We start from the raw sequence: 12,017 nt of genomic DNA on the forward strand, positions 1-12,017 counted from the left end.
CTATACGCACTACTCGGGCATGCATGGAACGCATGGAGGGCATCGCAGAACCACGAAAGTCTGAGGTAACGGGGCCGGCGTGCGTTTCGCTATCATGTCTAAAGAACCTGTCTACAATCTCTGCACGAAGGCCATTGCGCCCGAAACTGGTGGTTGCAAGGCGCAAACCGCAGTCGGGCTGGTGGCCCGGCGAGGATTTGCAACGCCGCAAACGCCGTTTTTCGGCTCCAACCCGCAGGGCATGACGCAGTCATGCGGCTTCGGGCAAAGATCGTAAACAGGTTCTAAGCCAAGGGGCCGTCGCGGGCACCTGCGATGGCAGTGGCATCGGCAAGCAACACAACCAGTTTTCTATTCGACCGAGGAGAAGCCATGTCAATTTACACGCCAGTCAGGACTATGTGGATCGCCAGCATGCTGCTGGCGCTGTCTGTCACGGCGGCACACGCTGCGGGAGATGGCGTGGCACAGTCTTCTCGCGAGGCTTATGCGCAGTCAATGGGGCGTATGCATGATGCCATGATGGATGGCATTGCACACGACGATGCCGATGTCGCCTTCGCAGCGGGTATGCTTGCACATCATGAAGGTGCGGTGGAGATGGCCCGCATCCAACTGGAGCATGGCCAGGATGAGACCTTGCGCGAACTTGCGCAAGCGATCATCACTGCACAAGAGGCGGAAATTCGCGTCTTGCGTGCGTGGCTTGCCACCCATGCGCCGCATGCGCTGCATGAGGCAGCGGTGCCCGCCAGTGGGCATGCGCACTGAGAACCTGTTGGCCATCTTCTTGTGCGCCGGGGGGCGTGCGGTGCGGCACAGGCGATGGTAGCTCTGCATCGCCTCGGTTCAACCGGCTATGATCGGGATCTTTCCGCAATGGCCGCTCAGCGCGGCCATTGGCATTTTCTTGCCACTGGTTCAAGAGATATCGCGCCTTCATGTCAGCAGGACTCAATCTCGCCCAAACCCAGGCCGTTCACCATATCGGTGGGCCTTCGCTGGTGCTGGCCGGCGCTGGTTCGGGCAAGACGCGGGTGATCACCCACAAGATCGCCTATCTGATCGAGAAGGGACTGCAGCCCGGGCGCATTGCGGCCATCACTTTCACCAACAAGGCGGCGGCCGAGATGCGCGAGCGTGCGCGCGGGCTGATTGGCAAGGCCGCGCGTGAGGTGGTGATCTGCACCTTCCACGCGCTGGGCGTGCGCATGGTGCGCGAGGACGGCCAGGTGCTGGGCCTCAAGCCCAACTTCAGCATTCTCGATGCCGACGATGTGCTGTCCATCCTCAAGGAGTGTGGCGGTACGACCGACAGCGCGTTGGCGCGCCAGTGGCAATGGACCATCAGTCGTTGGAAGAACGAAGGGCTCAATGCCGAGCAGGCCCTGCAGGCTGCAGCCGATGAAGCGGAGAAGGTTGCCGCTGTGGTGATGCAGCGCTATCAGGAGCGGCTGACGGCCTACCAGAGCGTGGATTTCGACGATCTGGTGGGGCTGCCGCTGGCGCTGCTGGCGCGCCATCCACAGGTGCGCGAGAAATGGCAGGCGCGGTTTGGCCACGTGCTCGTCGATGAGTACCAGGACACCAACGCTACGCAGTACGAGCTGCTCAAGCTGCTGGTGGGCGAGAAAGGCCACTTCACGGCGGTGGGCGATGATGACCAGTCCATCTACGGCTGGCGCGGCGCCACGCTGGACAATCTCAAGAAGCTGCCGATCGATTACCCGGCGCTGCGCATCATCAAGCTGGAGCAGAACTACCGCTCGACCAGCGCCATTCTGCGCGCGGCCAACCACGTCATCGGCCCCAATCCCAAACTGTTCCCGAAGACGTTGTTTTCAGAGCTGGGTGAGGGCGAACCGGTGCGTGTGATCGACTGTGATTCGGAAGAGCATGAAGCCGAGCGCGTGGTGGCGCGTCTGCAGGGGCTGCGCGCGAGCAGCAACCCTCCGCCCGAGTGGCGCGACTTTGCGATCCTCTACCGCGCCAACCACCAGGCCAAACCGCTCGAGAAGGCGCTGCGCAAGGCGCAGATTCCCTACAAGGTCTCCGGTGGCACCAGCTTTTTCGACCGCTCCGAGATCAAGGATCTGTGCGTCTGGTTCCGGCTCTGGAGCAATGAGGACGATGACCCGGCATTCCTGCGCGCAGTGGCCGCGCCGCGCCGTGGCATCGGCCACCAGACCCTGGCGCAACTGGGCGATTTCGCCACGATGATGCGCTCCAGCCTGTTTGGCGCGCTGTTCAATCCGATGCTGGAAACCCGCCTGAGCGCGCGTGCCCTGGCCAGCTTGCAGGAGTTCGGCCGGCAGGTCAACGATCTGCAGTATCGCGCCCGCCATGCGCTGGGCCGCGAGGCGGCGCGCCAGTTCCTACAGGACTGGTTGCAGGACATCGGCTTCGAGAACTATCTGCTGGACCATTCCGACACGGCAGCGCAGGCCACGGCCCGCTGGGGCAATGTGCAGGAGTTCTGCGACTGGATGGCCCAGCGCGCCGGAGGTGATGCCGACCCTTCCGAAGGCGCGGGTGGGCTGGCCAGCACGCCCAAGAGCCTGCTGGAAGTGGCGCAGACGATTGCGCTGCTGTCGACCTTGACCGAGCAGGAGAAGGAGCAGAATGTCGTTACGCTGTCGACCCTGCATGCGGCCAAGGGGCTGGAGTGGCCGCACGTGGTGCTGGCCGGAGTCAACGAAGGCGTGCTGCCGTTTCAGCAGGGCGAGGACAGTCCGCCCGACCAGGCACGCCTGGAGGAGGAGCGCCGCCTGATGTACGTGGGCATCACCCGCGCGCAGCGCACGTTGGCGGTCACCTGGGCGCGCCGGCGCAAGAAGGGGCGCGATTGGGTGGCGGCCAAGCCCAGCCGCTTCATTGAGGAAATGCATCTCTCGGCCGACACTGCGCGGGAGGACCCGCGCGCCAAGCTGCGCGCGCTGCGCGAGGAGTTTGCCAAACGCGCGCAGACCACCAATGCGGCTGACGCGCCGTGACGCTGGCCTTCGGCTCGCCAGTGCCCGCGCAGGCCAGGGCGATGTAGTCTGGGACTAGGCGTCGCCGGCCTGCGATGCGATGGCGTCCGTCAGCCGCTTGCGGCTGCTCGAAAGGTGCAGCCGCAGCAGCGCGCGTGCGGCCTCCGGGTCGCGGCGCTCCAGCGCATAGCAGATGTGTTCATGCTCGTGCTCCATGCGGTGCCGCAAGGCCGCCAGGGCCTTGCCTTCAAGCCGCTTGGAGCGCAGTTGCGCGCGCGGGATGAGCAGGCCGCCGATGTAGCTGAACAGGCGCACGAACTCAGGGTTGCCGGTCGCCTCCGCGATGGTGCGGTGAAAGCGCATGTCCGCCTCGAACGGCTCCTGCTCGTTGTCCAGCGCGTGCAGCATGTCCTGGATGGCGCTGCGCATGTCCTTGATGTGCGCGGCATTGTGGTGCTCGGCTGCCAGCGCCACGGCTTCCGATTCCAGCGCAATGCGCAGCTCCAGCACGCGCAGCAGGGCCTTGGCGGCGGTCAGACTTTCCGGGCGGATGGAAAAGGACTCGATGGCTGGCTCCACCTGCTCGCGCACGAAGATGCCAACGCCCGGCATGGTGACCACCTTGCCGCTGGCGCGCAGGTTGGCGATTGCCTCGCGGACCACGGTGCGGCTGACCCCGAAGGTCTCGATCATCTCCTGCTCGCTGGGCAGGCGGCTGCCCAGCGGATAGACGCCGTTGGCGATGTTTTCGGCAAGCACCCGGGTGGTCTTCTCGGTCAGGGTTTCGCGTCGGCTCATAAGTCACTCAGGATGTGGCGATAGGCGAGCCGATCATACGGCACCCGAGGAGGCAACCCATCCTATGACCGGCTGCTGGTGCACGGTGGCATGTCTGCTGCGCAGCCCTGCAAACGTACCTGCGTGTAGCGCAGAGGCGCGCTGTCAAAGGGTTTGCCCTAGTGACCAACCCATATGATGACTGCAGAATTGCGTCGTCAACCCGTACTATGGGCTGGCGTGCTTCACGGCATCGTTGGCCACTGAATCTATGAAAATCGAGCATATCCAAGGCACCGTTTTTACCTACCCCTCCAGGCGAGAGTCCGACAGCGCGGGCCATTCGCACCCCAGTCAGACCGTGCGTGAGGCCAAGATGGGCATGCTGACGATCACCGCCGACGATGGCACCCAGGGCCAGGTGCTGGCGCCTGCGGAGGTGATCCGGCCTTATGTGCTGGAGCATTTCGGCCGCAAGGTATTGCTGGGTCAGGATCCGTTGGATCGCGAGCGTCTCTGGCACGAGCTGGAGCACTGGCAGCGCGGCAGTGCCGGGCAGTTGACCGAGCGCGCTCTGGCCGCATTCGACCAGGCGCTGTGGGACCTCGCCGGCAAGAAACTCGGCCTGCCCGTCTACAAGCTCATCGGTGGCTACCGCGACAAGGTGCCGGCCTACGGCAGCATCATGTGTGGCGACGAACTTCCAGGTGGCCTGTCGACGCCGCAGGAATACGCGGACTTTGCCGTCAAGCTGGTTGCGCGCGGCTACAAGGCGATCAAGCTGCACACCTGGATGCCTCCGGTGTCCTTTGCACCCAGCGTGGAGATGGACATTCGCGCCTGCGAGGCGGTGCGCGAGGCCGTCGGTCCCGACATCGCGCTGATGCTTGACGGCTACCACTGGTACAGCCGCATGGAGGCGCTGCAGATCGGACGTGCGCTGGAGCGGCTGAACTTCACATGGTTCGAGGAAATGATGAGTGAGCAGAGCATGTCCTCGTACGCATGGCTGGCCGCGCAGCTGACAGTGCCCATTCTTGGACCGGAGACGGCCGCAGGCAAGCACTGGACGCGTGCCGACTGGGTTCGCCACGGGGCCTGCGACATTTTGCGCGCGGGCGTGCCGGGTGTGGGCGGCATCGGCCCGGTGCTCAAGGTGGCGCATCTGGCCGAGTCGTTCGGGATGGACTGCGAGGTGCATGGCAGCAGCGCGGCAAACCTGACCTGTGTGGCGGCCATCAAGAACTGCCGCTGGTACGAGCGTGGCCTGCTGCACCCGTTTCTCGACTATGACGAGCCACCGGCCTATCTCCATCGCATCTGGGATCCGATGGACAGCGACGGTTTCGTGCACCTGTCGCAGCAGCCAGGTCTGGGCGAGGACATCAATCTGGACTACGTGCAGGCGCATACGGTGGCGACCTATTAGCGCCTGGCCAGCGAAGGCAGGCACAGATTGGGCGAGCAAGGCGGCAGCAGAACCGCCAGTGCGCCACGACAAGGAGACATAGTGATGCGATCTTTTCCATCCCCCATCAGTAGGCTGACGGCTGGCTGGCAGCACGCACGCACAGTCCGGCATGCGCTGGCCAGTGTTGCAGCCGCAGTGGCGCTAGCCATTACGCCAGCTGCAGCCGTGCAGGCGCAAACGCCTGTCGATCAGCTCATCATCGGCAAGAGCATGAACAATGTGCTCTCGCTCGATCCGGCCGCAGCCACCGGCAATGACGTGGTGGAGATCATTGCCAACCTCTACGATTTCCTGGTGGAGCTCGACGCCAGCGACCTGACCCGCGTGCGGCCCGCTCTGGCCGAGCGCTGGAGCATCGCTGAAGATGGCCGGCAGCTGCGCTTTCATATCCGTCAGGGCGTGCGGTTTCACTCTGGCAATACGCTCACCGCCGAGGACGTAGCGTGGTCGCTGCAGCGCGTGCTGAAGCTGAACATGGCGTTGGCAACGGCGTGGAAGAGTTATGGCTTTACCGCCGATAACGTCAGCGATCTGATCACGGCCCCTGAGCCCTACATCGTGCAGATTCGCCTGCCGGAGCCAACGGATCCCAAGCTGATTCTTTATACGCTCGCGACCAGCGTCAGCGCCGCCGTGCTGGACCGCCAGCTGGTGCAGCAGCACGCGCGCAATGACGACTGGGGGCGCGCCTGGCTGACTACCCGTGCGGCAGGCTCGGGGGCTTTCACGCTGGATGAGTGGCGCGCCAAGGATGTACTGCTGATGCGTCGCAATCCCGATTACTGGGCGGGGCCGGCGAAGCTGCAGCGTGTGGTCATGCGTCACATGACGGAATCGCAGGCATTGCGGCTGATGATCGAGCGCGGGGATATCGACATTGCCACGGGCATGTCCCCGGCGGACATTACGGCGCTGCAGGGCGACCCGCGCCTTGTGACGCAATCCGTGCAGCGCGGCACGGTCTACTACGTGGCCGTTAATGCGAAGACACCACCGTTTGCCGACCGCCAAGTGCGCCAGGCCGTGCGTGCGCTGATCGACTACGACGGCATCAACCGCACCATCATGCCCCACTACGGCGTGCTGCACCAGCGCCCCGTGCCGCTGGGCCTGCCTGCGACGCTGCCGCAGCCGGGTTACAAGCTGGATGTCGCCAAGGCCCGCGCGCTGCTGGCGCAAGCCGGCTATCCGGAGGGTTTCGATACCACCATCCGCGTGCTGGCCGAGTCGCCCTTCATCAACATTGCCACCAGCCTGCAGTCCACGCTGGCCCAGGCAGGCATCCGCGCCAGCATTCTGCCGGGCACGGGCAACCAGGTCTATGGCGCGATGCGTGAGCGGCAGTTCGACATCATCGTCGGCAGAGGCGGAGGCGGTGCGGAGCCGCATCCGCACTCCAGCCTGCGCTCGCTGGTCTACAACCCGGACAACCGCGACGAGGCTCGCCTGACCAACTTCCAGGGCTGGCGCACCGGTTTCCAGAGCCCGCGGATCAACGCCTTGATTGAACAGGCCGTGGTCGAGATCGACGCGGATCGGCAACTGGCGATCTATCAGGAAATCCAGCGCATCTATGACGAAGAAGTGGGGGCGATCTTTCCCATTTCGCAGATGCAGGACACCGTCGTGCGCACGCGTGACATCCGCAATTACCAGGGACATCCTGCGGCGACCACGCGCTACCACGGCGTCTACAAGGAACGCTGAAATCCGCCGCCAGTGCGTGGCATGCCCCGGAAACGCCGCGTCACGCACGGTCTTATTCGATTTTTTTCGCTGCACAGCCTGGGCGGTGCAGTCCACCACCACACCACCATAGCGCACCATGACCACCCATGCTGCAACTTCGCCCCTGGCAGGCACAGGCCGCCTTCATGCCTTTCTGCGCAAGCTCGCGTCCGTCGCACTGACCCTGTTGGGGCTGCTGGCCCTGACATTCATGATTGGTCGTGTCATGCCGTTGGATCCGGTGCTGGCGATCGTCGGCCCCGACGCCGACCAGTCCACCTATGACCAGGTCTACCAGCAGCTGGGGCTGGACCAGCCGTTGCTGATGCAGTTTTTCTACTATCTGCGCGATCTGATGCAGGGCGATCTGGGTGTGTCCATTCTCACCGGCAATGCCGTGGCAGCGGACATTGCGCGGGTGTTCCCTGCCACGCTGGAGCTGGCCAGTGCCGCCATCGTGCTGGGCACGCTGCTGGGCGTGCCGCTGGGTGTCTACGCGGCAACCCACCAGGGCAAGTGGCAGGACCAGGTGGTGCGTGTGCTCAGCCTGATTGGCTATTCCATGCCGGTATTCTGGCTCGGGATGATGGGGCTGCTGGTGTTCTACGCCTGGCTCGACTGGGTGGGAGGAATTGGCCGCGTGGCCCTGAGCTTCGATGGCCTGGTCGAGCGCCGCACCGGACTGCTGCTGATCGATGCGCTGCTGGAGGGCAACTGGCCAGCCTTTCGCAGCGCGCTGAACCATCTGGTCCTGCCTGCGGCCATCCTTGGCCTGAATTCGATGGCCTACATCGCGCGCATGACGCGCAGCTTCATGCTCGCGCAGCTGTCGCAGGAGTATGTGCTGACTGCCCGCGTCAAGGGGCTGTCGGAGACCCAGGTAGTCTGGAAGCACGCCTTTCGCAACATCCTGGTGCAGTTGCTGACCATCGTTGCACTGGCGTATGGCAACCTGCTCGAAGGGGCCGTGTTGATCGAGACGGTGTTCGCCTGGCCGGGCTTTGGCCGCTATCTCACCGATGGCCTGCTGATCGGCGACATGAATGCGGTGATGGGCAGTGTGCTCGTCATTGGGCTGATCTTCATTGGTCTGAATCTGCTCTCGGATGCGCTCTACCGCGTGTTCGATCCTCGCACCCGTTGACAACCCGCATGGACAAGGACTGACCATGACAACATCCTCTCCCTCAACTTCGCTGACAGGCAGGCATGCGGTCAGCGTCCGCTCCAGCTGGAGCAGACTGCGCGCGCATCCGGTGGTGCAGTCGCTGCGCAAGCTGCGCCGCAACGGTCTGGCCATGGCTGGTCTTTACGTGGTGCTGGCACTGATCGTGGTGGCCATCTTTGCGCCCTGGATTGCCACGCACAACCCGCTTGAGCAGAACCTGCTCAATGCGTTCAGGCCGCCCAGCGCCGAGCACTGGTTCGGCACCGATGAGTACGGACGCGACGTGTTCAGCAGGCTGGTGTACGGCGCGCGCATCACGTTGTACGTGATCACGCTGGTGGCCATCGTGGTTGGCCCGATTGGCCTGGCCATTGGCGTTATCGCCGGTTATTACGGGGGGATTGTGGAGTCGGTGATCATGCGCATTACCGACATCTTCATCTCGTTTCCCAGCCTGATCATGGCGCTGGCCTTTGTGGCGGCGATGGGGCCGGGGCTTGAGCATGCGATTCTTGCCATTGCCCTGACGTCGTGGCCACCGATTGCGCGGCTGGCGCGTGCGGAGACGCTGTCGCTGCGCAACGCCGATTTCATCCAGGCAGTGCGGCTGCAGGGCGCATCGTCGCTGCGCATCATCGCCTGGCACATTGCCCCGCTGTGCCTGACATCGGTGGTGGTACGCCTGTCCATGAATATGGCCGGAGTGATTCTGACGGCAGCCGGGCTGGGCTTTCTGGGCCTGGGCGCGCAGCCGCCGCATCCTGAGTGGGGCGCCATGATCTCCACGGGCCGCAACTACATGCTGGAATGCTGGTGGTTGGTGGCCGTGCCGGGCGGCGCCATCCTGCTGGTCAGTCTGGCGTTCAACCTGCTGGGCGACGGCTTGCGCGACGTGCTCGACCCCCGCGCCTGACCCTGTGCCCACCCACAAAAGACAATTACGGAGACAACACCATGCAAGCAAGTGCGCAATTTCCTTCCTCTGCCGATGATGTGTTGCTGCAAGTGCGCAATCTGAACGTTGTGTTCGCAGGCGACGATGGCCCCGTGCATGCGGTGCGCGGCGTGTCCTTCGACCTTGGCCGCGAGAAGCTGGCCATTGTCGGCGAGTCTGGGTCGGGCAAGTCAACGGTTGGCCGGGCCATCTTGCGCCTGCACCCCAAGACTGCGCGGATAACCGCCGATTGCTGCCGCCTCGCTGGCGACGATCTGCTGGCGCTCAGTGACAGGCAGATGCAGGCGGTGCGTGGCGAACGCATTTCGATGATTTTGCAGGACCCGAAGTACTCGCTCAACCCGGTCGTCAAGGTCGGGGAGCAGGTCGCCGAGGCCTATCTGGTCCACCATGCCATCAGCCGTGCCGAGGCCAGGCGGCGTGCCATCGCGATGCTGCGCACGGTGCAGATCCGCGATCCTGAGCGCGTGTATGACCTGTATCCCCATGAAGTTTCCGGCGGAATGGGCCAGCGCGTGATGATTGCGATGATGATGATCACGCGTCCGCAGGTCATCATTGCCGACGAGCCTACCTCGGCGCTGGATGTCTCGGTGCGGCAGCAGATTCTCCACACGCTGGACACGCTGGTAAGCGATCATGGCATGGGACTGATCTTCATCAGCCACGACCTGAACCTGGTGCGCAACTTCTGCGACCGCGTGCTGGTGATGTATGCCGGACGCATCGTGGAGACCATCGCCGCAGCGGAACTGGATAACGCCCGCCATCCCTACACGCAAGGGTTGCTGGCTGCCTTGCCGCGTGTTGACCGGCGTCAGCCGCGTTTGCCCACGCTGCAGCGAGACCCCGCATGGACGAGCGATGAGATGTTGGGGGTGGCGGCATGAATGCATCAGTGAACGCTGCCGCCGATGCGGCTGCCATTACGGGTTCCGCCATGATTGATGTGCGTCAGCTCAATTTGCATTTCGGCCAGGGTGCCAAGGCAACGCATGTGCTCAAGGACGTCAGCTTCAGCGTTGCGCAAGGGGAATCGTTCGGGCTGGTGGGTGAATCCGGCTCGGGCAAAACGACCGTCTTGCGCTGCCTGGCGGGACTGCTTACTCACTGGCAAGGCGAGCTAGCCATTGCCGGAAAACCGGTAGGGCGGGCGTTGGATTTCGCGCGCAGTGAGCTGGTGCAGATGGTGTTCCAGGATCCTTATGGTTCGCTGCACCCGCGTCAGACCGTGGCGCGGGCGCTGGCCGAGCCCCTGCTCATCCACCGGCGCGATCAACGTCATGTCCGTATTGATGAAGCCCTCATCAAGGTGGGGCTCAGTCCGGATTTCCGTGATCGTTTCCCGCACCAGCTCTCCGGCGGGCAACGCCAGCGTGTGGCGATTGCACGAGCGCTCGTGTTGCAGCCGCGTGTGCTGCTGCTTGATGAGCCGACATCGGCCCTGGACGTCTCGGTGCAGGCGGAAATCCTCAATCTTCTGGCTGACTTGCGGCAGAAGGAGGGGCTGACCTATCTGCTGGTGACCCACGACCTGGGCGTGGTCGCACAGCTGTGTGATCGTCTTGCCGTGATGCAGGCAGGCCAGATCGTCGAGACGCTGCCCACGCAAAGCCTGATCGACGGCACGCCCCGCCATCCCTACACACAGATGCTGGTACACGCCAGCCTGAGCTACAGCCGCCAAGCTGCGCCCGCCGCAGCCTAGCGACTGGCCGGCTGCACAGCCGGCATCCCCCGCGGCTTTTGCAACGACTGCGCCCCTGGTGCGACAGGGGCGGTACGCCGCTGCATGCCGCTTCCACCCCCTCGCCGTTGGCATTGGCGCATTCCAAGAGCCAGGGCGAAGCCATGCCCAGAGAAAGGCCGACAGACCATGACAACGGCTTCACCAGGAGACAAACCATGATTCACCATGCACTACGCGGCTGCGCTCTTGCGATGGCGCTGGCCCCCTTGGCGCAGGCCTACGCGCAATCCTCCGCACACATCTACGGGCGCATTGACATCGGCGTGCGCAGCATGAAGGACGTGCGCTCGGCCAATAACGAACGTGTCACGCAAGTCGCCGACAGTTCACGCGGCAGGCTGGGTTTCCGGGGCCAGGAAGAGCTTGGCAGCGGGTTGCGTGCATTCTTTCAGTTGGAACATCGCTTTTTCGGCCCCACGGGTGCGCAGGACAGCGATCGTTACTTCAAGGATAAATCCTGGGTCGGGCTGGCCAAGGAGGGCGTGGGCGACCTGCGTCTGGGCCGCATGAGCAGCCCCATCAACGAGCGCGGCGCGGGAGGACGCTTCGAGGCATTCGATGGCAATACCCTGGCTGGCATGGGCGGACGTGGCGCTGCGCAGGTCGATAAGTGGGACAAAACTTTGGCGCTGCGCTCGGCCGATATCCATGGATTTCGCTTCATGGCTGCCTACTCAAGTCGCGATGGAGAAGGCGAGAAGGACGCGTATGGCCTGCAGGGCGAGTATGGTCGGGGCGCATGGCTGTTCTCCGTCGCGTGGCAGCAGGACGCCCGTGCTGCCACGGCGAGCGGGGCAGCCGATGACTGGCAAACTGCCAGCCTGGCCTTCAGCTACCGAACCAAGCCGCTCAAACTCTACGGCATCGCTGCGCACAGCTGGGACATCGCCCCCACCGATCGGGGAACTGCCACGACCTATACGGTGGGCGCGGCGGTGCCGCTTGGCATCGGCGAGTTGCGCACATCGTATCAAGCCAGCATGCAGGACACCATGAATGGCGTGGATCGCAGCGCCGATGCACAGCGCCACCGCATCGGCGTGGGTTACGAGTATCCATTGAGCAAGCTGACGCTGATCAATCTTTCACTGCTGCATGACCGCTATCAGCGCACCGGTGAGAACAGACGCACCGGCACTGGCGCCGAGATCGCCTTGCGCAAGAATTTCTGACGCGCACCAACAGGCCCGGCATCG

10 protein-coding genes are annotated in these 12,017 nt (G+C 63.8%); 9 read left to right on the forward strand and 1 reads right to left on the reverse strand.

What is annotated here, in order from left to right; translation table 11 throughout:
- Positions 1-372: 372 nt before the first annotated feature.
- Both copM and AAV94_RS13980 read left to right on the forward strand, forming a co-directional pair.
- The gene (gene copM, locus AAV94_RS13975; RefSeq protein WP_046742812.1) at positions 373-771 is read left to right on the forward strand and encodes a CopM family metallochaperone; all 399 of its coding nucleotides are present in this window, start codon (positions 373-375) and stop codon (positions 769-771) included.
- A gap of 170 nt (positions 772-941) precedes the next feature.
- The gene (locus tag AAV94_RS13980; protein ID WP_046742813.1) at positions 942-2,993 is read left to right on the forward strand and encodes an ATP-dependent helicase; all 2,052 of its coding nucleotides are present in this window, start codon (positions 942-944) and stop codon (positions 2,991-2,993) included.
- A gap of 54 nt (positions 2,994-3,047) precedes the next feature.
- Here the strand turns inward: AAV94_RS13980 and AAV94_RS13985 are convergent, their stop codons facing one another.
- The gene (locus AAV94_RS13985; protein WP_046742814.1) at positions 3,048-3,770 is read right to left on the reverse strand and encodes a FadR/GntR family transcriptional regulator; all 723 of its coding nucleotides are present in this window, start codon (positions 3,768-3,770) and stop codon (positions 3,048-3,050) included.
- A 250-nt stretch (positions 3,771-4,020) separates the two neighbouring features.
- Between AAV94_RS13985 and AAV94_RS13990 the strand changes: the two genes are divergently transcribed.
- The 7 genes from AAV94_RS13990 (at position 4,021) to AAV94_RS14490 (ending at position 11,993) form a co-directional block, all read left to right on the forward strand.
- Positions 4,021-5,178 (forward strand): mandelate racemase family protein, encoded by a 1,158-nt coding sequence (locus AAV94_RS13990; RefSeq protein WP_046742815.1) that lies wholly within the window; start codon positions 4,021-4,023, stop codon positions 5,176-5,178.
- 84 nt (positions 5,179-5,262) lie between these two features.
- Positions 5,263-6,927, forward strand: a complete 1,665-nt coding sequence (locus AAV94_RS13995; protein WP_084824951.1) for an ABC transporter substrate-binding protein — start codon at positions 5,263-5,265, stop codon at positions 6,925-6,927.
- Between the two features lie 118 nt (positions 6,928-7,045).
- Positions 7,046-8,092 carry an ABC transporter permease gene (locus AAV94_RS14000; RefSeq protein WP_046742816.1) on the forward strand — a complete coding sequence of 349 codons (1,047 nt, stop codon included), beginning with the start codon at positions 7,046-7,048 and terminating at the stop codon, positions 8,090-8,092.
- Between the two features lie 25 nt (positions 8,093-8,117).
- The gene (locus tag AAV94_RS14005; RefSeq protein ID WP_046742817.1) at positions 8,118-9,029 is read left to right on the forward strand and encodes an ABC transporter permease; all 912 of its coding nucleotides are present in this window, start codon (positions 8,118-8,120) and stop codon (positions 9,027-9,029) included.
- 41 nt (positions 9,030-9,070) lie between these two features.
- The gene (locus AAV94_RS14010) at positions 9,071-9,961 is read left to right on the forward strand and encodes an ABC transporter ATP-binding protein (RefSeq protein ID WP_046742818.1); all 891 of its coding nucleotides are present in this window, start codon (positions 9,071-9,073) and stop codon (positions 9,959-9,961) included.
- 50 nt (positions 9,962-10,011) lie between these two features.
- Positions 10,012-10,779 carry an ABC transporter ATP-binding protein gene (locus AAV94_RS14015; RefSeq protein ID WP_046742884.1) on the forward strand — a complete coding sequence of 256 codons (768 nt, stop codon included), beginning with the start codon at positions 10,012-10,014 and terminating at the stop codon, positions 10,777-10,779.
- A 197-nt stretch (positions 10,780-10,976) separates the two neighbouring features.
- On the forward strand, positions 10,977-11,993 hold the full coding sequence (locus AAV94_RS14490; RefSeq protein ID WP_197408075.1) for a porin: 1,017 nt from the start codon (positions 10,977-10,979) through the stop codon (positions 11,991-11,993).
- The last annotated feature ends 24 nt before the right edge of the window (positions 11,994-12,017 follow it).

It is taken from the genome of Lampropedia cohaerens, assembly GCF_001005215.1.
Classification (GTDB): Bacteria; Pseudomonadota; Gammaproteobacteria; order Burkholderiales; family Burkholderiaceae_C; genus Lampropedia; species Lampropedia cohaerens.

Excerpts from the sequence above, each read along its gene's own strand:
- AAV94_RS14490 (WP_197408075.1), top strand. The coding sequence starts at position 10,977 with ATGATTCACCATGCACTACGCGGCTGCGCTCTTGCGATGGCGCTGGCC.
- AAV94_RS13985 (WP_046742814.1), bottom strand. The coding sequence starts at position 3,770 with ATGAGCCGACGCGAAACCCTGACCGAGAAGACCACCCGGGTGCTTGCC.
- AAV94_RS14010 (WP_046742818.1), top strand. The coding sequence starts at position 9,071 with ATGCAAGCAAGTGCGCAATTTCCTTCCTCTGCCGATGATGTGTTGCTG.
- AAV94_RS13980 (WP_046742813.1), top strand. The coding sequence starts at position 942 with ATGTCAGCAGGACTCAATCTCGCCCAAACCCAGGCCGTTCACCATATC.
- AAV94_RS14015 (WP_046742884.1), top strand. The coding sequence starts at position 10,012 with ATGATTGATGTGCGTCAGCTCAATTTGCATTTCGGCCAGGGTGCCAAG.
- copM (WP_046742812.1), top strand. The coding sequence starts at position 373 with ATGTCAATTTACACGCCAGTCAGGACTATGTGGATCGCCAGCATGCTG.
- AAV94_RS14000 (WP_046742816.1), top strand. The coding sequence starts at position 7,046 with ATGACCACCCATGCTGCAACTTCGCCCCTGGCAGGCACAGGCCGCCTT.
- AAV94_RS13990 (WP_046742815.1), top strand. The coding sequence starts at position 4,021 with ATGAAAATCGAGCATATCCAAGGCACCGTTTTTACCTACCCCTCCAGG.
- AAV94_RS14005 (WP_046742817.1), top strand. The coding sequence starts at position 8,118 with ATGACAACATCCTCTCCCTCAACTTCGCTGACAGGCAGGCATGCGGTC.
- AAV94_RS13995 (WP_084824951.1), top strand. The coding sequence starts at position 5,263 with ATGCGATCTTTTCCATCCCCCATCAGTAGGCTGACGGCTGGCTGGCAG.